Genomic DNA, 22,402 nt, shown 5'->3' on the forward strand with positions numbered 1-22,402 from the left:
ATTTTCAATATCGTCAATCTTGATAAGGTAATCGAACAGTACGAATGTAATTGACTTGTAATTTTGACATTTTATCTTATTGATATTATTTAATAAAAAATCAATGTTTTGATTTATTAAAACTTAGGAGAGATTGTGTGTTTTAGTGTAATTGGTCTAATTTTTATACAAAAACTAGGGTCGCAGAAATTTGACTAAACATTTCAGGCATAAAATTAAGTAATTTAAAAAATCAATTTTAATAAATAAATGTATTAAAAATGACATGGCTGTGTCGACTAAAACAGTTATGTTAAAATAGCGGATTAAGTGAAAAAATAGTGTGAGAACAGACGCGTGGAAATTAATCCGTATTTAATTCAATTGAAAGACTTATCTGATCGTAGCCAAACACTACGGGGGTATCTTTGACTACGATCTAAAAGCTGAGCGTTTAGAAGAAGTTTTAAGAGAATTAGAAGACCCTGCGATTTGGAATGATCAAAGCCGTGCTCAGGCTATCGCAAAAGAAAAGGGCAGTTTAGAAAACACATTAGGTGTATTTGATCGTCTTGCTGAACAGTTAGATGATGCCAAAGCCATGCTTGATCTTGCGGTTGAAGCGGATGATGAAAGTTTATTGTTGGATGTTCAAGCAGAATTAGACAGTGCTGAACAGGCTTTAGGTAATCTTGAATTCCGCCGTATGTTCAGTAATCCGATGGATCCAAATCCATGCTTCCTTGAAATTCAATCTGGTTCAGGTGGTACAGAAGCACAGGATTGGGCGTCGATGTTATTGCGTATGTATTTACGCTGGATTGAACGTCATGGCTTTAAAGCTGAATTGATGGAAGTCTCAGACGGTGATGTGGCTGGAATTAAATCAGCAACCATCCGTGTCGATGGTGAATTTGCCTATGGTTGGTTACGTACCGAAAGTGGCGTACACCGTTTAGTGCGTAAGTCACCATTTGACAGTAACAACAACCGTCATACTTCATTCTCAGCCGTGTTTATTTCACCTGAGATTGATGACAATATCGAAATTGATATCAATCCATCCGATGTTCGTACCGATACTTACCGTGCTTCGGGTGCGGGTGGTCAGCATATTAACAAAACCGATTCTGCGGTTCGTTTAACTCACGCACCGACAGGCATTGTGGTGGCGTGTCAGAACCAACGTTCACAACATGCCAACCGTGACCATGCGTGGAAGCAATTACGTGCCAAGCTCTATGAATTAGAGATGAGCAAACGTAATGAAGCTGCTCAAGCCTTAGAAGACTCGAAGTCAGATATCGGTTGGGGAAGCCAAATTCGTTCGTATGTTCTCGACGACTCACGCATTAAAGATTTGCGTACAGGTGTGGAAAATTCCAATACCAAGGCAGTGTTAGATGGTGATTTAGATAAGTTCATCGAAGCAAGTTTGAAACAAGGTTTATAAGTTTTAACCCAATTAAAACGGCAATCTCGTTCAGCATCGGCTGGTTAATCGAAAAAATATGATATTAATATCGAAAAAAATGGATATTAATATTTAAAAATTTCGATATACTGGTTTCAGGTGCTGAACAAAGTGTTGCCGCTTGAGAAACGTGGTGAGTCTATGGATATTGATGTTATAAGCAAAGCCTTAGCCAATCCATTACGTCGACAGATTTTGCAATGGCTAAAAGAGCCTGAGCAATTTCTACCCGTTGAGCAATGTGGTGGTAGTTTTGAACGGGGTGTATGTGCAGGGCACATCGAACGTTTAGGAAAAGTTGCACAATCGACCATGTCGAATCATTTGTCTGTACTACAACAGGCAGGTTTGATTAAGGTTGAGAAATATGGACAGTGGTCTTATTTCACGCGCAATGAAGCTTTGATTCAGCAATATATCGAACATTTAAAACAAGCACTTTAAATCGAAGAAGTGTAAGTTGAGGCGATCATGGCTGAACTAAATTCTACTTTGCAAGTAGGTGATTTCACGATTAAAAACCGCTTGGTTTTAGCTCCTTTAACGAGAGCGCGTAGTGGTGCACAGCGTATTCCAAACGATTTGATGGTGGAATATTACCAACAACGTGCCAATGCTGGTCTTATTATTACCGAAGCAACAGTAATTAGCCCAAAAGCAGCGGGATATGCCAATACGCCGGGTTTGTGGTCACAAGAACAAGCACAGGCATGGCATAAAATTGTTGAAGCCGTACACGCACAAGGTTCAAAAATTGTGGTTCAGCTGTGGCATGTCGGTCGTATTTCACATCCAGACTTATTGGATGGTGATACACCTGTGGCACCCAGTGCGATTCAACCTGCGGGTGAAGTGAGCCTACTTCGTCCAAAGCGCCCTTTTGTGACACCGCGTGCTTTATCGCATGAAGAAATTCAAGAAATCGTTGCACAATATAGAAATGCAGCGGAACAGGCCAAAGCCGCTGGTTTTGATGGTGTGGAATTACACGCAGCCAATGGTTATCTGATTGATCAATTCCTGCAAAGCAGCACGAATCATCGTGATGATGAATACGGCGGTGCAATTGAAAACCGTGCGCGTTTATTACTACAAGTTGTAGATACCTTCATCGAAGTATGGGGTGCTGGTCGAGTGGGTGTACATCTTGCGCCACGTGGTGACTCGCATGATATGGGCGATGAAAATCCATTAGCAACTTTTGGTTATGTGGTTGAGCAATTAGATCAACGTAAGGTTGGCTTTATTTTCACGCGTGAATATGAAGCTGAAGATAGTGTATTGCCAAAACTGCGCCCGAAATTTAAAGGCGTGTGGATTGCCAATGAAGGTTTAACGGCGGATTCTGCGAAACGTATTTTGGCGACAGACCAAGCCGATGCAGTCTCATTTGGTAAACAATATATTGCCAATCCAGATTTGTTTGAACGTTTGCAACATGATTTGCCTTTAAATCCGCTTCAACCACAAACCTTATACGGCGATGGTGCTGAGGGTTATACTGATTATCCTGCCTTTGAGCAGTTAGAAGCATAATTTGCTTTAAAACTTTAAAAAATGACTCATGTGATTTACCAAAATTGCATGAGTTTTTGTTTTAATTACCTGAACGGATCTCTGGAAACCGAGGTGCAACATCAGAAGGCTTGAGGGTAATCAGTACTATGTACCCACAAACCGTCATTAAAAATGAAGTATGTATGATAGTCAGCAATTTCCAAGTGAAAAGCGGTTGTAGAAAAGGCTTCATTTAACACATAAATTGGGTCATGTTCTTTTAATATCAATGGGCTTGGGTTATCACCATTACCTATATATTTTCGATGCCCATCTGGGTGCTGCTCTAGAAAGAAATAATAATCAACGTTATCTATATCAAAGCCTTTTTTATCAGCGTCAAATATATTTCTCGGTGAATAAGATGCAGCAATAAAAGGCTTATCTGTCTTATATCGAGGTTGTACACTGAAAACTAATATTACAATGTCTATATCTCTAGTTTGAAGGATTTGTCCACTTTGTAATTCATCCAATTGTGTCCAACCAAGGCCATTAACCCAAAATGGATGATTCGGAGTGGCAAGAATTGTACTCATTTGACCTTTTTTAGATAGCTGTAATAACTTGCTTTTATTTAATTTTGAAATATCAGTATCTGCTTTAATTTGAAAGTATGTTAACTCCCAAATTTCTGTATCTTCATAAGAAGCTGTGCGTATAACAGGTTTATAGCAAAGCTCGCCCTCACCAGATTCTGGCTTGGACAGAACCATATCACCTACTTTAATGTCTTGTATCGGAACTAGACCTTGCTCTGTGATAATCCGAGTTCCAGCTGGAAAACATCCTTTTTGTTTATGGGCAGTATACATTTGCTTAATCCCTTGTTCGTTTTTTTCTTTTCATGGTTGTGTCGTGATCTAATGAAATTTCAAATAGATTTTTCTTTTAGAGTGAAAACATATCAATTCTTTAAGCCATTGACTAAATCGCGCAATTGGCTAATTTACAAGATAATTTGGCCTAAGCATATAGACAGAAAGTCCATATTTTTTTCAAAACACTTTTAAAAGTCTAACTGTCAAAACATCATAAATTTCCGCATAATGAGCTGGAATCACCTTGTAAATTATGGTCTCGGATGGCGCAGAACACAGCAACACAGCAAACACCGTTTTGGTATAACTTTTTACTGGCTTGTATCAAGCCGTTGTACCGCTGGAAAATAAAACAACGGGCTGAAAGTGATGCGCTGTTTCAACAGGAATGTATCGAGCGTTTTGGGCCGTTTCAACCCCCAAAAAATTTGGGGGCAATTTGGTTCCATGCGGTATCAGTCGGTGAAACCAACGCGGCTCAACCATTAATAGAACATTATTTAAAATTAGGTCATCCCGTTTTAGTGACCAATACCACCAAGACTGGGCAAGCGCGTGCCAAATCCCTGTTTTTAAAAGCCCCTTATCTCGATTTATTTCAGGCGGTGTATTTGCCTGTCGATCAAAAAGCATTATTAAAACAATTTTTTAATCTGTATCAACCGCGACTATTGGCATTGGTTGAAACAGAGATCTGGCCCAATTTAATTGCTGAAGCACAACAGCAACAGATTCCTTGTATTTTATTGAATGCGCGTCTGTCAGAGAAATCAGCCAAAGGTTATGGCAAGGTCCGTCGTTTAACTCAACCCATGCTGCAACAAATCACTTGGCTATTGGCACAAGATGTGGCAACGCAGCAACGTTATGTTGAATTAGGTTTAGAACAAGCCAAAAGTCAGGTGGTTGGCAATATTAAATTTGATATTTCAGCACCAGAACAGTATCTGCAACAAGCACAGCAGTTGAAACAAGATTGGCACTTGGCGGATCGTCAGATTATTACTTTAGCCAGTACGCATGCGCCCGAAGAACAAAGTTTACTCAAACAATTGCAGTCACATTTAAATTCAAATCCAGCTTTGCTGTGTATTGTGGTGCCGCGTCATCCTGAACGTTTTGATGAGGTATACCAAGTTTGCCAAAGTTTAAATTTAAAAACTCAACGCCGTAGTCTGCAACAATCGATTCAAGAAGATACCCAAGTCTTCCTTGCGGATAGTATGGGGGAAATGTGGTTATGGTACGCCTTGAGCCAAGCCTGTTTTGTTGGTGGTTCATTGAATGAACCAGGTGGCGGGCATAATATTTTAGAGCCTATGGTCTTGAATGTACCCACCGTCATTGGTCCGCGTTATTTCAATTTTCAAACCATTGTGGATGAGTTTGTGGCTCAACAAGGGATTTTGATTGGAGAGGATGCAGCACAGGTGGGGCAGCAATTATTAGCCTGTTTAGAAGATGATGCTCAGACTCAGCAACTGGTTACGCAGGCTCAGCGGGTTCTACAAACAAATAAAGGCTCACTACAGCAGCATATTCAGTGTCTTGATCACTATTTACAGCAAACAGCATTATCATGAATATTGTTTTACTCGAGCCAGATCAGTGTGTTTCAGAGGATGTATGGCAGATCAGTCAGCCCAGACAATTACAGCATTTAGCTCAGCACTTACAGCTCAATGTTGGTGATACCTTAAAGGTTGGGATTCGTGCAGGTCAGCGCTACTTAACTGAGGTGGTCGCTATCAGCGAAGAATGCATTAGGGTTCGTCCAGTTCAAACTGAAGCGGTTCCTGCAAAGCTTCCCGTGCATCTAATTCTGGCCTTGCCACGTCCTAAAGTATTACGTCGCATCATTATGGATGCGGTGACATTGGGGGTGGAACGGATTAGCCTGATTCATAGTTATCGCGTAGATAAAAGCTATTGGCAAACGCCGTTTTTGCAGCAGCTCAATGATTATGTCACTTTGGGTTTAGAACAGGCGGGCGATACCATTGCACCCGAAATCCAGCTGTATAAACGTTTTAAACCTTTTGTTGAAGATGTTTTACCCACATTGATCAGCGCAGAACAGCCTGCTTATGTGGCGCATCCTTATGCTGAGCAGCCAATGCCATATGCAATTCAACAGTCTTGTAGTTTGATCGTTGGTCCAGAGGGAGGATTTATTCCCTATGAGGTCGATCTACTCATCAAAAACGGCTGCCAAGCGATGAGCTTAGGCAACCGAATTTTGCGAACTGAAACAGCCGTATCGAATATTTTAGGGCGCTTGTTTGTCTAAAGCATCGCTCAGCTCAGATTGATCACCCCGATAGACTTTGACTTCCTGTACTGGATAAGGAATTGAAATTCCTTTTTCGTCAAAAGCAGTCACCACCAATTCTTGGATTTCACTGATAGAGGCTGAGGTGGTGGTTTCAGTGGTATTGACCCACCAGCGTACTGTTAAATTAATTGAGAAGTCTGCCAGTGCGGTAACGTTGACCGAGAAGCCGGGTTGACTCAGTACATTTAAATTACGATCCAGAATATCGAGAATAATCTTCTTGGCTTTTTGCATGTCATCTTCATAGCCAATACCGACCACAAACTCACAACGACGACGTTGATAGGCATTGTTGACTGTGACTGCACTGGTGTACACCGTGGCATTGGGAATTACGATACGGCGACCATCAGGCGAACGTAAGAAGGTTGCTCGGATTTGAATATCCTCGACGTTTCCTTCCAAGCCATTGACGACAATATCATCACCGATACGAAACGGTTCGCTGATCAGAATCAGAATCCCTGATAATAAGTTTTGAAAAATATCTTTGAAAGCAAAACCGATCGCAACCGAACCAATACCGAGTGCACCAATCAACTGACTTGGTGTGAAGCCTGGGATAGCAATCACCAGCGCGATCAAGAAGCCAAAGAAGATAATAAAAGTACTACCGACCCGATTCAGTACCAATACTAGGTTTTGGCGAGTATAGCTGCGATTTTCTAGCGTCTTGCGAATAAAGAGCTTAAACAACTTGGTGAGTAACCAAAAGATAATGAAAACTGTAATCGCGATACCGATATAGGGAATACGCTCCCAAAAGCTGTCCATGATTTTATCAATGGTGGTATAGGCATCGTGATACTTTTCAGTATGGGCCAAGACTGTTTCAGTGGTCTTGGTACTGGCTTGATGAATCAGCGCACCCGTATCTTTTGCAACTTCAGTCAATGTTGTTTGTTCGTTTGCCACAGCAAGATCTCTATTTCGCAAAGGAAGGAGTAAATGAGGGAAGCAATCATAATGAATTTATTGCCAACACGCATGCAAAATTCAGTCTTTGTTTCCCATGATGATTAAATCAATTCGCTGAATACGGTCGTTTAAAAATATTCGGTCGTATTTTGAATGATTTGGGTTGGGGCTTCCCATAAATCTGGACTAGCAAAATAATAAGCAAAAATGAATATCGTAAACATCATGAATAGGCTGAGCAGAATCATGAGCCATGCCAGTAATTTTTCCCAGCCACGAGATGGGCGAACATCACCATAGTCATTGCGATGCGGCGTTCCTGGTGCAAGCAAGACATATAAGGTAAACAGTAGTTGAATCACGGGCACCAATAGCAACAAGCATAGCCAGCCAGTTTTATTTAAGTCGTGCAGACGACGAATCAAAAACACGATTTGCAAATAAAAGGCACCCAACCACACTGCAATCATGGCAAAGACAGACATGCCTGAAAACGCGCTAAATATGGCATCATCGATGTTGCTGCTTGCAAAAATACCAGCAAAGGCAAAGATCAAGATAAATGCAGCCAGACAAGCCAAACTGAGCAAACCGTACCAACCTAAATAGCTGAGACGGTTAAAACGACCCTTAGGAGAAAGTGGATGGGCATTGATTGGTTGTACTTGGGTCGTTATTACAGGGTCAAACATAGTGCATTCCTATTTTTTTGATTATTAAATCTTTTAAGCTTTTGGCAATGATCAAAATAATCACTTATTTTAAAAACAAAAAGCATAGACAAGCAGTTCAAATTTAAATTATTTTGAGTAAATTTTTGAAAATAAATTGATCGTAAAAGTGTCGGTTTTGCTATTTTAGCCTATAAGTTAGTCAAGGTCGAAAGATTAAAAGCCCAGACATTTCTACGACCAAAGCCGCATTGTTTGCACTTGTAAATGGTGTCAATACTGCAAGTGAGAACAAAACATACCCGTGTAATAGATGAGAACATCTAAGGTATGAGATAAAAAACCAAGGAAGTGAGCTATGAAAGAAATCTACCCAGTGCCTGATAAATTCAAAGAAACGGCAAGAATCTCTGAAGCAGACTATTTCAAACGTTACCAGCATTCGATTGAGCAACCAGAAGCATTTTGGGCAGAGGAAGCCAGCAAGATTGAATGGATCAAACCATTTACACAGGTCAAAAATACCAGTTTTAATCAAGATAATTTCAAAATCGAATGGTTTGCTGATGGTGAGTTGAATGTCTCAGCCAATTGCTTAGATCGTCATCTTAAAGATAATCCATTAAAGCCTGCTATTATTTGGGAAGGTGATCACCCTTCGCGTCATAAAATCATTTCATTTTCTGAACTGCATGATGAAGTCTGTCGTTTTGCCAATGTGTTAAAGAAGCAAGGTATTCGCAAAGGCGATCGTGTGGTGCTGTATATGCCTATGGTGCCTGAAGCGGCAATTGCCATGCTCGCTTGTGCACGTATTGGTGCAGTGCATTGTGTGGTGTTTGGTGGCTTCTCTCCTGACTCCTTGGCGAGTCGTATTGAAGACTGCCAAGCAAAACTGGTGATTACTGCGGATGCTGGCATGCGCGGTGGCAAGTTACTACCACTGAAAGAAAATGTGGATGCCGCATTAGAAATTGATGGTACCAGCAGTGTTGAAAACGTGATTGTGGTGCATCGTACAGGTAATCCAATTCAGTTTAATGCACCACGAGATGTTTGGTATCACCTTGCCATCATGGAGGTAGATGAACACTGCCCGCCAGAACCAATGAAAGCAGAAGACCCTTTATTCATTCTGTATACCTCAGGTTCAACAGGGAAACCGAAAGGTGTATTGCATACCACAGGTGGTTATCTGGTCTATGTCAACACCACCTTTAGAGAAGTCTTCGATCTGCGTGAAGATGATGTGTATTGGTGTACTGCCGATGTCGGCTGGATTACAGGCCATAGTTATTTACTCTATGGGCCACTCAGTAATGCCACCACCACGGTGATGTTTGAGGGAATTCCACAATACCCAACTTGGGCACGTATTGGTCATGTGATTGATAAGCATAACATCACCATTCTATATACGGCTCCGACTGCGATTCGCGCCATGATGCGTGAAGGTGATGCCTATGTACGTGAGAGTGATCGCAGTAGTTTGCGCCTACTAGGTTCGGTGGGTGAGCCGATCAACCCAGAAGCATGGAATTGGTATCATGAAGTGGTTGGTGAAGGCCGTTGTCCAATCGTGGATACATGGTGGCAAACAGAAACAGGTGGCATTTTAATTTCACCTTTGCCGGGCGCAACTGCCTTAAAACCAGGATCTGCGACACGTCCATTTTTCGGGGTGCAACCCGCCTTGGTGGATGGCGAGGGCAATGAGCTAGAAGGAGCAACCGAAGGCAATCTGGTGATTAAGGATTCTTGGCCGGGTCAAATGCGAACCATTTGGGGTGATCCACAACGTTTTATCGAGGCTTATTTCTCAACCTTTAAAAACTACTATTTCACAGGTGATGGCGCACGTCGAGATGCTGATGGTTACTATTGGATTACGGGTCGTGTCGATGATGTACTCAACGTCTCAGGGCATCGTTTAGGTACAGCCGAGATTGAAAGTGCCTTGGTCTCGCATGTCGCAGTTGCAGAGGCTGCGGTAGTGGGTATGCCGCATGATATTAAAGGACAAGGGATTTGTACTTTTGTCACTTTACAGGCCGATGTGGCTGAATCTGAGGAGCTGCGTAAGGAGTTGGTGAATTGGGTGCGTAAAGTGCTTGGCCCTGTGGCAACTCCAGATGCACTGCATTGGGCACCCGCTTTGCCAAAAACCCGTTCAGGCAAAATCATGCGTCGTATCTTGAGAAAGATTGCTGCCAATGAATTGGATAGTTTAGGAGATACCTCGACCCTTGCTGAACCTGCGGTGGTTGATCATTTGATTGCGACAGTTTATCCAAACCGATAAACCCGATGCAAATGTGAAAAGAGCGTTCGATGGAACGCTCTTTTTTTTATCTGCATTGTTTAATGGTGTGCTAAAAAATCTGCGGTGTTTTGTACGGTGGCGAAGAAACCCAGTGCAGATAAGAACGCCGTTTGTACATCTGCTGCTTTGACGCTTTTACCTTCATGTTCCAGATCACGGGTTGCAGTGGCGTCGGCAATGACAATTGGTTGGTAGCCAAGCTCTTTGGCTGCACGTGTCCCTGAGTCAATACAGACATGGGTCATCATGCCTGTAATCACTAACTGTTCAACTTGATGCTGTTCAAGGATGGCTTGAAGGTTGGTTTCTAGAAAGCTATTTGGGAAATGCTTTTCGACAATCAGTGATTGATCTGTGACTTTAAGTTGAGGATGTAATTCAACACCCACGGTATTTTCCTGAAAAAAACTGGCTGAGGCAGGATTAATATGCTGAATATAAATAATCGGTAAATTGTTTTGAATAAAATGATCTTCTAATTGGTTGGTTTTCGCCAGAGCAAAGTCTGGATTGACCAATTCCATTTTGCCATTTTTAAAATAGTCGTTTTGAACATCAATAATCAGTAAGGCTTGTTTCATCGTTTTTTCTTCCAACATTAAGATAAAACAAGAGTAGGGTGAAACTGAGAAATCGGCTATATTCAAATGAAAGCATTGTTGCTGGTTTTCTTTCGTAATGAAAAATGAATATTGAACTTGATCCCATCGACTTAAAAATTATTGAACTGCTAAAACAAGACTCACGTTTAAGCCATAAAGAAATTGGGCAGCGAGTGCATCGTACTGGGCAGGCGGTGGGTGCTCGTATTGCACAGTTAATGGATGCAGGTATTATCAAAAATTACACCGTCGCGATAAAGTATGAACATAAACAATTCATCCAATTGTTTATGAATGATCAGCAAGCTTTTATTGAGGTTGAGCACTTAGTCAAACAATATGAACAGGTAGATGAGTGTTTTAAAATTCTCGGCAATGCCTGTTATATGATTGTTAGCCATTTTAATCCATCACAATTAAATGAATTTATTGAGCAGCTGTCGAAATGGTGCCGTTATTCGGTTGAAACTGTCATGCGAGAAATTGAGACCCGCTAAAATAAAAAAAGCCCCAAGCCGAGCCTTGGGGAGTATTTGCCATTTCTTTTGTTTTTCTTCTTATTTAATGCTGAAAACTACGCTGATTTTGCTGCGAGATGATGCTCCTGTTGTTGTTCAAGTTGACGGACGAGGGGTAGAACTTTTTCTCCAAAATATTCAACCTCCTCAATGAAATGAAGAAATCCAGAAAGAACCAGATCAACGCCCACATTTTTTAGGGCCACAATGCGTTCCGCAATTTGCTGTGGTGTACCGATCAGATTGGTTTTAAAGCCATCGTTATATTGCACCAAATCATCAAAGGTCGATTTTGCCCAATTGCCCTCACGCTCAGGGGCTGCTGCACCAGCTTCACGGGTGGCATCACCGAAGGCATTCACCGCTTCGACATTGGCTTGAGCAATAATTTCATTCAGTACCGCTTTGGCTTCTTCCTCAGTATCACGGGCAATGATAAAAGCATTAACCCCAATCTTGACTTGTCTGTTGGCTAACTTTGCTTTGCTGCGGACATCATCAACTTGCTTCTTGATTTCTTCAACGCTATTGCCGTTGGTAAAATACCAGTCTGATACACGCGCGGCCATATCACGTGCGGCACGGGAACTGCCGCCTTGAAACACTTCGATATAAGGTTTTTGCAAAGGTTTCGGTTTAAGCGTGTAATTTTGGAATTGGTAATATTTGCCATCAAAGCTGTAATTGTCAGTTGTCCAGATACCTTTGAGGGTACGAATAAATTCTTCTGAGCGAACATAACGTTGATCATGCTCAGGCCAAGGTTCACCAATCGCATCAAATTCGCCACGGAACCAGCCGCTGACGACATTAATCGCAATACGCCCTTGGGTGAGGTAGTCAATAGTGGCCAGCTGTTTAGCCGCGAGTACAGGCTTCCAAGGGCCAGGTAAGATTGCCGCAATTACTTTGAGTTTTTCAGTCTTTGCTAATAAAGCATGGCTAAAACTTACGGATTCATGTTGGTTTTCTGCGCCATAGCCAGCGGTAAAACGGATTTGTGTGAGGGCATATTCAAAGCCGCTACGTTCCGCTGCTTGTGCTAAGCGCACATTATAGTCATAGCTCCAGTCAGTACGCTGTTCAATGTTGCTTACAACGAGACCGCCACTAACATTGGGAACCCAGTAGGCAAATTTAATTGCGGATGCTGTTGTTGTCATCGTTGTATCCTCCATTCAATATGGTTATGCCACGTGGGTGAGGTTCTTGGTTGACTTCGGGTGTAAGCGAGATTCAGCTGCATCCAGATTTGGTACTGCCGCAGATGGTAAGACTTCTGCTTGTTCAATCTGTTTATTGATGCCGAGGTTTTGATTCGCTTGCTCAGTTTTGGCTTTGATAGCCGCTGCACGTTGGCCTTTGGCTGGTGCCCATTCTAAAATTGGTAAGGCACGCGCCACAGCAAGGGTGACGCGATCCGATAATTGTTCGCTTTTTACCGTATATTCAGGGGTGAAATCACGATCAGTGGCATAGACCCCAATCGGTAAGGTTTGTGCTTGGAAGAAACTGAATAAAGGGCGTAATTGATGTTCTAACACCAGTGCATGACGGTCACTGCCACCTGAAGCGGCAAGTAAGACCGGTACATCAACCAAAGCTGTTTGCTCAACAAAGTCGAAGAAATGTTTAAATAAACCCGTAAACGAAGCACGATAAACAGGGGTGCCCACAATCAATGCATCTGCGGCTTCAACTGCAGCCAAATCATCTTGTACGCGTTGAGGCAGTTGATTACGATAAATTGCACCACCCAATAAAGGTCCAATTTCACTAAGCTTAACGAAATGCACTTTAATATTAATTGCTTCAGACAGCTCATCCAGAATCGCCTGAACTAAGCTTTCTGTTTTTGATGGGCTATTTAAACCACCAGATACTGCAACAATATTAAGGGGAGTTGAGAGGGTATTGTGATTGGACATAATAACGGCCTAAAAGATCATTTCGAATTACTATTTATTTATCTACACCGCATGCCAAGCTGTAAAATAAGGAAATGCTGCAAGCTTATCTTTTTTAAAGATATGTCGATAAATCACAATAAATATCAAATTTTAGGTCGTTAATTTTCTGTTTCTATTCAATATTTTTGAATCTGTTTTATGCAAAGGTGATTTTAATCAAGTTATATCAATATTTGATTTATTTTGCGGGAAAAGGAAATAAATCATGTCTTGTGCTTGACCTAGCCTTGAATTGAAAATAGGCTTAAGCGGATTGAATTTAAATAAACATCGTACAGTGACGTACTTGCAGATAGCTTAAGCGCTTATGAATATTTTAATTGTAGACGACCATCCTTTATTTAGACATGCTTTGATTCAAGCGGTTCGTTATAGTTTGCCTCAGGCGCAGATCCAAGAGACTGCAGATGTAGATGAATTCTATGCACGTTTAGAACATGGTGCAGAACCTGATTTGGTCCTTTTGGACCTAAATCTACCCGGTGCTTCTGGTTTCTCTGCCTTAGTCTATGTCAGGGCCCAATATCCTGCGATTCCAATTATTGTGGTTTCCGCACACGAAGAGGTGTCGATTATTCAGCGTGCGATTGCGCATGGTGCAATGGGCTATATTCCGAAATCCTCTCATCCAAGCCATATTGGGGAAGCGATTAAGCATGTTTTGGAAGGTGAGATTTGGTTACCACCGAACTTACCGACCCATGCAGGCTTTGATCCGCGTGCAGCAGATGAAACCGCTTTAGCTGAACGTTTACAATCACTCACGCCACAGCAGTTCCGTGTATTGATGATGGTGGCAGAAGGTTTGTTGAATAAACAAATTGCGTATGAATTAGAAGTTTCAGAAGCCACAATCAAAGCACATGTCACCGCAATTTTCCGTAAGTTGGGCGTACAAAACCGTACCCAAGCGGTATTGGCAATTAGTGCTTTAAATATTGAAGATAAGAAGATGTAAATTTTAAAGCTGAGGAATTGGATTTCTTAGTTCGTTAATATCGGAAAACAAAAAACCAGTTCATCAGAACTGGTTTTTTGTTATGAATGAGATGTTCTATGTAGAACTCAAATCCAATATTAGAAACGGAACTTCGCGTTTAAGCCAATAGTTTGCGTATCAGTGCTTTCATGTTTCGCATTTGCGTTAACATAAGTTGCGCCTACAGCAATTGCTGGAGTGATGAAGTAGTTTACGTTTGCACCCCAAGCAGAATTGATTGCAGAGAAGTTGTCTTCATTTGCTGGGTTAGAGCTGAAGTTTGCTTCAGCATAAGAAGCACCAACGCTTAACTTAGGAGTCACATATACGTCAGTTTTCAATTCGTATGCTTGGAAGTCACCGTAAACAAGACCAGCTTCAAAACCTACAGCCATGTTTGTACCATCGATGTTACCTACGTATTTAGTACGCGCAGTGATCGCATCTTGGTCTTCACCAATAACTAATGGTTGAGCTACTGATTTAGCAATACCATTTGAAAGAACGCTGTTTGCGTCTAAAGCAAATTGGTCAGCGATGTTAGTATAACCAACAGCAACTAAGAAGTTAGGAGTAAGCATAGTACCGACTTCTAATGCGAAACGGTCACCATTGTCTTTTTCGCCTTCAGACTTAGTTTGTGAGTGGCTGTATGCAGCACTTGTATACACAGGTAAGTAAGGAGTTGGAAGGTAAGCTTCACCTTTTGCACCGAAAGAATTGTTCTTCACAGTTGCAACTTCGTCACCGCTTAATTCTGCAAAGCTATAAGCTACAGAAACATTAGACGCTTGGTTTAAGAATGCAGCTTCAGCTAAAGGACCTTTAGAAGCATCTACATTTTTGAAGTAGTAAGTACCTTGAGCAGCACCAGTGAAGTCTTTGTCATTGTTGCTTTTTGCATCGATGAATTCAGACTGACCTTGAACTTCTACTTGGTATGCGTGAGCACCGGTCATGGCTAAAACTAAAGCAGTGGCTAAACCGAGTTTTTTCATAATAATTTCCAGCTTTAAAACAAGAAAGAGTAAAGTTGGAGCCATTGTATTGTAACAAAGTATGAAGTCAATGTAATAAATTTGGGCTTCCGATAAATGAACAAATACCGATCATGCGGTGTATAATAAATGAACAATTAAGAAAAACGCTGTCAACCTTTTATAAAATACATATCTAACAAATAGATAAGTTTATTTTTTAACAAGATAAGTGATGTCATAATAATGTCATCCGTAAATATTTCAATTGGTTTATTCAATCATTGTGATCGGTTTTTTCATTTAAGTCATTCTTGTTATTGTCATAATTTTGACGATAAAAGTGTGTATTGAAATATTGTTCTACTGTTTTTATGCGACCTGCTTTGCATAATTTCATATTATTGGCTGCGTGTTAATATAAACCAAAAGCATCGAATAAATCTGATTTTTAATGAACAATCAACAAAATCGATTGTAACGATAAACCCGATCTATTTAATCAACTTTACTTTGTGAGAGCCAATTCACATAATACAAAGCAAGGGATATCTAATTTGCATTTAAGTATCTCATAACATTTTCTTTTGAGTTTTTTGATGTTTTTACATCATCGTTTTACTAGCTCGGCTTTCCCCAAGGCTGAGCTTTTTTTTGTCTGTTTTTTTACAAAGTATTGATGAAAATAACACTACAGAACAACGGAGACAAAACACTTATAGTGGCAGATTATTCTACTTTTCCAGCTTTATGATGATGTCGAAAAAATTAAAATGTCTGGCCTTTTTTACAGCCATCTTTTTTGCAATTCCCATGACTGCTTGTCAAAGTTTTAGCCAACAAAAGCAACAGCTCTCGACACAAAAAAATGAGCAGCAGCAGATCTCAAGTTTATTCCAGAGTGTCCAAACCAGTGGTGTTTTGGTGATTTATGATGGTAAGAAAATTCAAAGCTATGGCAATGATCTTGATCGTGCAGAACAGCGCTATATTCCTGCCTCAACCTTTAAAATGTTAAACGCCTTGATCGGAATACAGTATCATAAGACCACACCAGATGAAGTATTTAAATGGGATGGCAAAAAGCGGGCATTTAGTAGTTGGGAAAAAGATTTAACCTTAGCTGAGGCGATGCAGGCATCAGCGGTACCTGTCTATCAAGAATTGGCAAGACGTATTGGTTTGGAACTGATGACCCGTGAAGTAAAGCGCGTGGGTTATGGTAATAAAAATATCGGGGCACAAATCGATAATTTCTGGTTAGTTGGCCCCTTAAAAATCACTCCCATAGAAGAAGTTCGTTTTGTCTATGCGCTGGCAAAACAGAAATTGCCATTTGACCAGCCGACACAGCAACAAGTCAAAGCGATGTTATTGGTGGATCAGATTCAGGGAACCAAAATCTATGCCAAAAGTGGTTGGGGTATGGATGTCAGCCCGCAAGTGGGATGGTGGACAGGCTGGATTGAACAGCCAAATGGTAAGATCACAGCCTTCTCACTGAATATGCAAATGAGCCAGCCTGAGCATGCAGATGCACGTAAAGCGATTGTGTATCAGGCCTTGCAAGAGTTGGGGTTGTTAGCCCATTAAATAGGCAAAAAAAGACCCAGCTTTTGGGGAAAGCTGGGCTGAGAAAGGATGTTTTGCTTGGGGGAGAAAACATCCTAGAGGGTTAGAGGTTTAAATTCTGCAATCTCTGTATGTTTAAATTATCTGCTTTGGAAATTGATTTGTAAAATTGATAATTTATATATTTTGAATAGAATTTTTCGATTATTAAGTCTGTTCAAGATTGGAAAACCAGTGCCGAACCCAAGTGAAATATGATTGATATTATTTAAAGTAGAAGTTTAGTGGCAAAACGTTTAGATCACTGGTGATGTGTAATGAGACTCAAAACGTTTTGCCCATATGAGTGCATTAAATTTCGTGATTACCACTCGTAGCGTAAGCGAAATAAATGCATGTCAGGCGTATGGTTGCTATCTTGCGTATATAGGCGCTCATAGTCAAAGCCAATACCATGATTGAAACGGATTGCCACGCCAATGCCATGATCGCGTCGAGAGAAATCGTAGCCGCTCCGATATTTTAAATAATTCCCCATCAGATAAGGTTGAATGTATTTCATACCATGATGGTCAAGGTCGACATGATAGCCTGCATAATATTCAAGTCCATAAGCCTCCGTGTCTAACAGGTTTTCAACAGATTGGGCGGATGTCTGATTGAATGCATCAAAATTAGGCAATAGATTTTTATACCAGCCAGCACTGCTACTGAGCATCCATGTTCCATCAAAATAGAATAGGGCAGTCGCAAGCATGTCTTGAGAGAGCTTAGATGTTGCATGATCAGATTGCAGCTGAGCTTTGTTGTGTTTCCATGAAATCGCCCAGTTTAAGTTTTTATTTAAGTGAATATCGACAGCGGCTTCTTGCCCCGCTTTGCGTTGATAACGGAGCTGATTCAGACTAGTGTGATCTTCAAATAAATAAGCCGCATAAAAATCAATATTTTTCGTTTTTTTCTCATATCTTAAAGTCTTACTGGCCGCTTGAGTCCCATCGAAATAAGCAAAAGGGCTCCATGTTTGTGGTTGCGCCAAGGTACTGTAGTCCCAAAGATCGGTTTTACTCCCGACCACATCGTAATACAGACTATAAATTTTTCCATATTTTAAAGTGCCATAGCCATGGCTCGAGATTCCCGCATAGGCTTGTTCTGTGGTCAGACGCTCATCATTGTTTTGATAATGCCCATCCCAATCTAAAATTTTGGCTGGATTAATAAAATTCTGATAACCCGTAATCAAATGCAGATCATCATTGATTTTATAGTCGGTATTGAGATAGATCCTGCTGGTTGAGCTATAGCCATTACGACGATATTTCTGTGCTGCATTGGATGGCTGATACTGATCAAAATTCAGGGCTTGCAATCTGAGACTGCCGGCACTGGTCAGTTTAAAGTTGTCCTGTGCAGTGAAAATCTGATCCTGATTGATCAATTCAATCTGTGCAAATGCCGAAGAGCAGAGTGCAAAACTCAGGGCAATAAAAACCCGATGGTATTGAAGTTTGAACTTAACCATTTTTAAATACGTCCATGTATAGATTTAAGTGTGAGTGGTTAATCTCCGATGAAAATATTCATCTAAGATATTGTAATGATGCGTATTATCTAGCAACTGGAAGGAGACAAAGTCTGGGTCGATGACTTTCCTTCGATGAAAATACGACTGACTTTGCCCGATCAACTCATCGAGCTCTTCAGCACCACAGAAGATGGCATAGGGCTTTTGAACAGCGGCCTCGATCAGGAGGGGACTATATTGTTGAATCTCCTGTTCCGAGAGATTCAATGCTGTATTTAAATGGGTCTGTTGAATGGGCGTGAGATCATAAATACCACTCAATAAAACGGCTTCACTCACAGCAGGATGGGTGAGCATTAATGCAGATAAATGAGCTCCTGCAGAATGCCCAACCAGCATGATGTCTTGAGTGCTCCATGCTTGTTGTTGGATAAAATCAAGCGCTTGTTGGATTTGCTTGACGATTTCGCCCATGCTGCGTTGCGGGGCCAAGTCATATTCAAGCAAGACACACTGCATATTGTTGGCAACAACATCCGTGGCGATAAAGGCAAAATCGGATTTATTACACCATTGCCAATAGCCGCCATGTACAAACACGACGGTTTTGCGCGCCTGTGCTAAAGGAAAGAGATCTAAGCAGGATCGAGCCGTTTTGGCATAGGCAATATCCTGAATACAAGAGTGTTGCTGATAGCTCAACCGACTACGTTGTTGAAACTCCATCAGAATATCCTGCTCATTTGCAACCGTTCGAGAATTATCATAAAGCTTCATGGCGTGTTTACTCGGAAGCTTCGGTGTTTGTGCTTAAATCGAGCTTTGCCGAGCTGCGTTTTAGCATATAAAAAACGATTAACAGCACAATAAAAGGAATGCCAAACTGTAGCGTAGATTTAAATTCGGCAGTAAACCAGGTGGTGAGGGTAATGCTCAGAATACTGAATAAACCAAACAGTGAAATGAACTGACTTGCTGGGATTCTGTATTTTAATCCAATACCATTTTTCGCAATATGCCGTCTAAAACAGATATGGGTCACAAAGATGCTGCCCCAAGTAAACAATGCGCCGAACATGGATAAGGCAATCATGATGGGGAAAGCCGATTCAGGATTGATGGTATACACCACGCTGGCAACAGCAATCCCCATGGCGGATAAAAACAGCGCATTGATGGGCACGCCATTGGGACGGATTTTACCGAAGATTTGAGGTGCATCACCTGCCCGTGACAAGCTAAATAGCATTCGGGTTGAAATATACAGCATGCTATTCATGGCAGAGAGAGCGGCGACAATCACGATGAAATTGAGAATGCTATCTGCATATGGAATCCCGACAATTTTCATCACAGTCACAAAGGGGCTGCTGGCATCTTTGCCAATCAGTTCTGTCCATGGAACCAGTGCCACGATTAAAGACAGGGACAGTAAATAGAATAAAATTAGACGCAGTGCGGTACTTTTAAAGGCGTATTTAACCGCTTTTTCTGGGTTCGATGCTTCACCTGCAGCGACGGCAATCATTTCAATACTTAAATAGCTAAAAATTGAAATAATCACCCCAATCCAGACGCCACTGAATCCATTGGGAAAGAAGCCACCGTGTCCAGTCAGATTACTCACAACATGGTGACTTTGCTGCGTGTTTTGAGTCAGAATACCGATTGCCAACAGAATAAACACGATAATGGCAAAAATTTTAATGGTGGAGAACCAGTATTCCACCAGTCCAAATGCCTTGACGCTATAAGCATTCACTGCAAGCAATGTACCTGAAAAAAACACGATCCAGATCCATGCGGGCAGATCGGGAAACCACATTTTCATATAGTCTGCGACGGCGGTGATCTCAGTACCAACCGCCAGTACGATACAGGCCCAATAACTGTAGCGCACTAAGAAACCCGCCAAGGGGCTGATATAATGTTCAGCATAAGCCCCAAACGAGCCTGAAGTCGGGTGTTGCACTGTCATTTCGGCGAGACAAGCCATTAGTGCAAAGGCAATCAGCCCGCCAATGGCATAACTCAAAATGACAGCAGGGCCAGCAAAGCTAATCGCAAATTTGCTCCCCATAAACAGCCCCGTTCCAATCGCACCACCAATTGCAATCATTGCCATCTGCTTGGCGGATAATTTTTTATGTAGTCCTGCTTCACGTGCTTGAATCTTATCAAAATTATTCATCGGCCTCTCCTAGCCATCAGCTCAATCCGAAAGTGACGACTTAGGTCACTTCACCCCGTACCAGGTAGCTTTCATTGTTCCATTCTTGATGCTGCATGATGGCTTTGAGATGTTGCACTGCATGCCAGATATCTTCAAATCCCAGATAGAGTGGGGTAATGCCAAAGCGTAAAACTCCAGGTTCACGATAGTCTCCGATCACACCACGGGCGATCAGTGCCTGAATAATTTCATAGCCATGTGGATGTTGATAGCTGACATGGCTGCCGCGATATTGATGCGCTTTCGGGGTGATCAGCTCGAAACCATACTCGGCACATTCCTGATCAATCAACGCAATAAATAGGTCGGTTAATTTAAGCGATTTCTCACGAATTTTCTGCATGTTGGCTTGCAGGAAAATATCTACCCCACATTCGATCAGACTCATGGAAATAATCGGCTGAGTACCGCACAGATAACGGCGAATATTGTTGGCTGGCTGATAATGTTGAGCCATGGCGAAGGGCTTTTGATGTCCCCACCAGCCAGAAAGTGGTTGCCAGAACTGATCCCGATGTTTGGGATTGACCCAGAGCAGCGCAGGCGAGCCAGGACCACCGTTGAGATATTTATAGGTACAGCCAATGGCAAAATCACTGTCCGTTTGATTGAGATCCATCGGTACAGCGCCAACAGAGTGACATAAATCCCAGATGATTAAGGCATTACTGGCATGGATTTGCTGATTAATCGCGGTCATATCATAGAAATAACCAGTGCGATAATTGACATGAGACAGCACCACAACAGCGACATCAGTCGTTAAAATTTCGCTTAAACCTGCGGGGCCCTCAATCAATTCGATCTGATAGCCTTGATTGATCAAGTCAATGAAGCCTTCGATAATATAAATATCGGTGGGGAAAGCGTCTTTTTCCGCGACAATGATTTTACGATGTGGATACTTCTCGGCCTGAATTTTGACTGCAGCGGATAACACTTTAAATAAATTTAAGGTGGTCGAATCAGAAATCACGGTTTCGCCTGCATTGGCCCCGATCAGTTGTCCGACTTTATCGCCTAACCGAGTTGGTAAGCCCCACCAATCTGCTTTATTCCAACTGTTAATGAGATCTTCACCCCATTCTTGTTGAATAATATGCTGTGCATAATTTAAAGATTGCTTCGGTCTTGCACCTAAAGAGTTACCATCTAGATAAATTACATTGTTAGGCAAGGCAAATTCATTTTTAAATGTGCCGAGCTCGTCTTGTTTATCCCAATAAAGGCATTGTTCTTGTGTCACCATATTGAATTACATCCCTATATTTATTGAATTCCACTGTTAAATTTTATCACTGCAATTTTTGTTTTTTATCCGATAAAACCAGTAGATAAAGTTGAAAATTAGGATATGATTTCAATAATATTTAAATTATTAGAATAATTTCCGAATATGAATATTGATGCGATTGATCTTAAAATCCTAAATTTCTTGCAGAACGATGCACGCCTGAGTAATCAGGAATTGGCCGATCTGGTGAATCTTTCACCCTCTGCTTGTCATCGACGGGTCAAGCTTTTGGAAAGCAATGGCATTATTGAGAAGTACCAAGCTAGGCTCAATTATGAAAAATTAGGTATTAAAATTGAGGCCATAGTTGAAATAAAATTGATTCAACTTACTGAAAGTGATCATAATTTTTTCTTAAAGCAGATTGAGGACTTTGAAGAGGTCGTGAATGCCTATGTGATTACAGGCGAATCGAATTATGTGCTGCATGTGGCGACCAAAGACCTGAATGCGTTTTCACAATTCATTATTAATAAATTGAATAAGATTAAAGGCATTATGAGTATTAATTCTAAGATCATTTTAGATAAGGTCATTCAGAAAAAACTGCTTTGATTTCCGATTCTCTATTGAACCTTGGTCTAGATTTAAAAATATTTATTTTAGTGATATAAAATACTTAGATTAATTTAATTAAATAAAAATCATTCT

Annotated in this window: 21 protein-coding genes; 10 read left to right on the plus strand and 11 right to left on the minus strand. The window is 41.2% G+C overall.

What is annotated here, in order from left to right:
• Positions 1 to 336 precede the first annotated feature (336 nt).
• The 3 genes from prfB to A7P54_RS13510 all read left to right on the plus strand — a co-directional run bounded on the left by prfB (position 337) and on the right by A7P54_RS13510 (position 2,989).
• Positions 337 to 1,432, plus strand: a protein-coding gene (gene prfB / locus A7P54_RS13500; protein ID WP_096089470.1) for a peptide chain release factor 2 whose coding sequence is annotated in 2 segments (ribosomal slippage) — positions 337 to 408 and positions 410 to 1,432 — 1,095 coding nt in all. Because the reading frame shifts where the segments join, the coding sequence is not laid out codon by codon here.
• 162 nt (positions 1,433 to 1,594) lie between these two features.
• Positions 1,595 to 1,897, plus strand: a complete 303-nt coding sequence (locus tag A7P54_RS13505; RefSeq protein WP_010590065.1) for a helix-turn-helix transcriptional regulator — start codon at positions 1,595 to 1,597, stop codon at positions 1,895 to 1,897.
• A 27-nt stretch (positions 1,898 to 1,924) separates the two neighbouring features.
• Positions 1,925 to 2,989 (plus strand): alkene reductase, encoded by a 1,065-nt coding sequence (locus A7P54_RS13510; RefSeq protein WP_171549896.1) that lies wholly within the window; start codon positions 1,925 to 1,927, stop codon positions 2,987 to 2,989.
• Positions 2,990 to 3,090: 101 nt separating this feature from the next.
• On the opposite strand, the gene A7P54_RS13515 is transcribed toward A7P54_RS13510, so the two are convergent.
• Positions 3,091 to 3,825: a Hint domain-containing protein gene (locus A7P54_RS13515; RefSeq protein ID WP_171549897.1), complete on the minus strand. Its 735-nt coding sequence runs from the start codon at positions 3,823 to 3,825 to the stop codon at positions 3,091 to 3,093.
• Between the two features lie 269 nt (positions 3,826 to 4,094).
• Here A7P54_RS13515 and A7P54_RS13520 point away from each other — a divergent pair, with 269 nt between their 5' ends.
• Both A7P54_RS13520 and A7P54_RS13525 read left to right on the plus strand, forming a co-directional pair.
• Positions 4,095 to 5,414: a 3-deoxy-D-manno-octulosonic acid transferase gene (locus tag A7P54_RS13520; protein ID WP_171549898.1), complete on the plus strand. Its 1,320-nt coding sequence runs from the start codon at positions 4,095 to 4,097 to the stop codon at positions 5,412 to 5,414.
• Complete coding sequence (locus A7P54_RS13525) at positions 5,411 to 6,121, plus strand: 16S rRNA (uracil(1498)-N(3))-methyltransferase (RefSeq protein WP_171549899.1); 711 nt, start codon at positions 5,411 to 5,413, stop codon at positions 6,119 to 6,121. Before A7P54_RS13520 ends, A7P54_RS13525 begins: the two co-directional genes overlap by 4 nt.
• Here the strand turns inward: A7P54_RS13525 and A7P54_RS13530 are convergent.
• Together A7P54_RS13530 and A7P54_RS13535 are read right to left on the minus strand one after the other, a co-directional pair.
• Positions 6,101 to 7,081, minus strand: coding sequence for a mechanosensitive ion channel domain-containing protein (locus tag A7P54_RS13530; protein WP_171549900.1), 981 nt, complete (start codon positions 7,079 to 7,081; stop codon positions 6,101 to 6,103). The two genes, A7P54_RS13525 and A7P54_RS13530, sit on opposite strands and share 21 nt — an antisense overlap.
• Before the next feature lie 131 nt (positions 7,082 to 7,212).
• The gene (locus tag A7P54_RS13535) at positions 7,213 to 7,776 is read right to left on the minus strand and encodes a DUF805 domain-containing protein (RefSeq protein WP_171549901.1); all 564 of its coding nucleotides are present in this window, start codon (positions 7,774 to 7,776) and stop codon (positions 7,213 to 7,215) included.
• A gap of 337 nt (positions 7,777 to 8,113) precedes the next feature.
• Here A7P54_RS13535 and acs point away from each other — a divergent pair, with 337 nt between their 5' ends.
• Entirely contained in the window at positions 8,114 to 10,057 is a 1,944-nt protein-coding gene (acs, locus tag A7P54_RS13540; protein ID WP_171549902.1) for an acetate--CoA ligase, read from the plus strand.
• 59 nt (positions 10,058 to 10,116) lie between these two features.
• Here acs and A7P54_RS13545 read toward each other — a convergent pair whose 3' ends face one another.
• Entirely contained in the window at positions 10,117 to 10,659 is a 543-nt protein-coding gene (locus A7P54_RS13545) for a cysteine hydrolase family protein (protein ID WP_171549903.1), read from the minus strand.
• Between the two features lie 104 nt (positions 10,660 to 10,763).
• Here A7P54_RS13545 and A7P54_RS13550 point away from each other — a divergent pair, with 104 nt between their 5' ends.
• On the plus strand, positions 10,764 to 11,177 hold the full coding sequence (locus A7P54_RS13550; RefSeq protein WP_171549904.1) for a winged helix-turn-helix transcriptional regulator: 414 nt from the start codon (positions 10,764 to 10,766) through the stop codon (positions 11,175 to 11,177).
• Positions 11,178 to 11,254: 77 nt separating this feature from the next.
• Here A7P54_RS13550 and sfnG read toward each other — a convergent pair whose 3' ends face one another.
• Positions 11,255 to 12,361 (minus strand): dimethylsulfone monooxygenase SfnG, encoded by a 1,107-nt coding sequence (gene sfnG, locus A7P54_RS13555; protein WP_005209451.1) that lies wholly within the window; start codon positions 12,359 to 12,361, stop codon positions 11,255 to 11,257.
• A gap of 24 nt (positions 12,362 to 12,385) precedes the next feature.
• Complete coding sequence (msuE, locus tag A7P54_RS13560) at positions 12,386 to 13,126, minus strand: FMN reductase (protein WP_005185815.1); 741 nt, start codon at positions 13,124 to 13,126, stop codon at positions 12,386 to 12,388.
• A gap of 349 nt (positions 13,127 to 13,475) precedes the next feature.
• Here msuE and A7P54_RS13565 point away from each other — a divergent pair, with 349 nt between their 5' ends.
• The gene (locus A7P54_RS13565; RefSeq protein WP_004657203.1) at positions 13,476 to 14,126 is read left to right on the plus strand and encodes a response regulator transcription factor; all 651 of its coding nucleotides are present in this window, start codon (positions 13,476 to 13,478) and stop codon (positions 14,124 to 14,126) included.
• 119 nt (positions 14,127 to 14,245) lie between these two features.
• Here the strand turns inward: A7P54_RS13565 and omp33-36 are convergent, their stop codons facing one another.
• A complete protein-coding gene (omp33-36, locus tag A7P54_RS13570; RefSeq protein WP_263974988.1) occupies positions 14,246 to 15,190 on the minus strand; it encodes a porin Omp33-36 in 945 nt (314 codons plus the stop codon).
• 684 nt (positions 15,191 to 15,874) lie between these two features.
• On the opposite strand from omp33-36, the gene blaOXA reads away from it, so the two are divergent.
• A complete protein-coding gene (blaOXA, locus tag A7P54_RS13575; RefSeq protein WP_171550079.1) occupies positions 15,875 to 16,717 on the plus strand; it encodes an OXA-286 family carbapenem-hydrolyzing class D beta-lactamase in 843 nt (280 codons plus the stop codon).
• Positions 16,718 to 17,060: 343 nt separating this feature from the next.
• On the opposite strand, the gene A7P54_RS13580 is transcribed toward blaOXA, so the two are convergent.
• Genes A7P54_RS13580 through kynU form a run of 4 tightly spaced genes read right to left on the minus strand, consistent with a single transcriptional unit; the run spans position 17,061 to position 21,706 of the window.
• The gene (locus tag A7P54_RS13580) at positions 17,061 to 18,221 is read right to left on the minus strand and encodes a porin (RefSeq protein WP_171549905.1); all 1,161 of its coding nucleotides are present in this window, start codon (positions 18,219 to 18,221) and stop codon (positions 17,061 to 17,063) included.
• A gap of 24 nt (positions 18,222 to 18,245) precedes the next feature.
• On the minus strand, positions 18,246 to 19,001 hold the full coding sequence (locus A7P54_RS13585) for an alpha/beta hydrolase (protein ID WP_171549906.1): 756 nt from the start codon (positions 18,999 to 19,001) through the stop codon (positions 18,246 to 18,248).
• 7 nt (positions 19,002 to 19,008) lie between these two features.
• Entirely contained in the window at positions 19,009 to 20,415 is a 1,407-nt protein-coding gene (locus A7P54_RS13590) for an amino acid permease (RefSeq protein ID WP_171549907.1), read from the minus strand.
• Between the two features lie 40 nt (positions 20,416 to 20,455).
• Complete coding sequence (kynU, locus tag A7P54_RS13595) at positions 20,456 to 21,706, minus strand: kynureninase (protein WP_171549908.1); 1,251 nt, start codon at positions 21,704 to 21,706, stop codon at positions 20,456 to 20,458.
• A gap of 147 nt (positions 21,707 to 21,853) precedes the next feature.
• Between kynU and gigD the strand changes: the two genes are divergently transcribed.
• Positions 21,854 to 22,306, plus strand: coding sequence for an Lrp/AsnC family transcriptional regulator GigD (gene gigD, locus A7P54_RS13600; protein ID WP_004657217.1), 453 nt, complete (start codon positions 21,854 to 21,856; stop codon positions 22,304 to 22,306).
• The last annotated feature ends 96 nt before the right edge of the window (positions 22,307 to 22,402 follow it).

It is taken from the genome of Acinetobacter sp. Ac_3412 (assembly GCF_013072675.1).
In the GTDB taxonomy this organism is placed as follows: Bacteria; Pseudomonadota; Gammaproteobacteria; order Pseudomonadales; family Moraxellaceae; genus Acinetobacter; species Acinetobacter higginsii.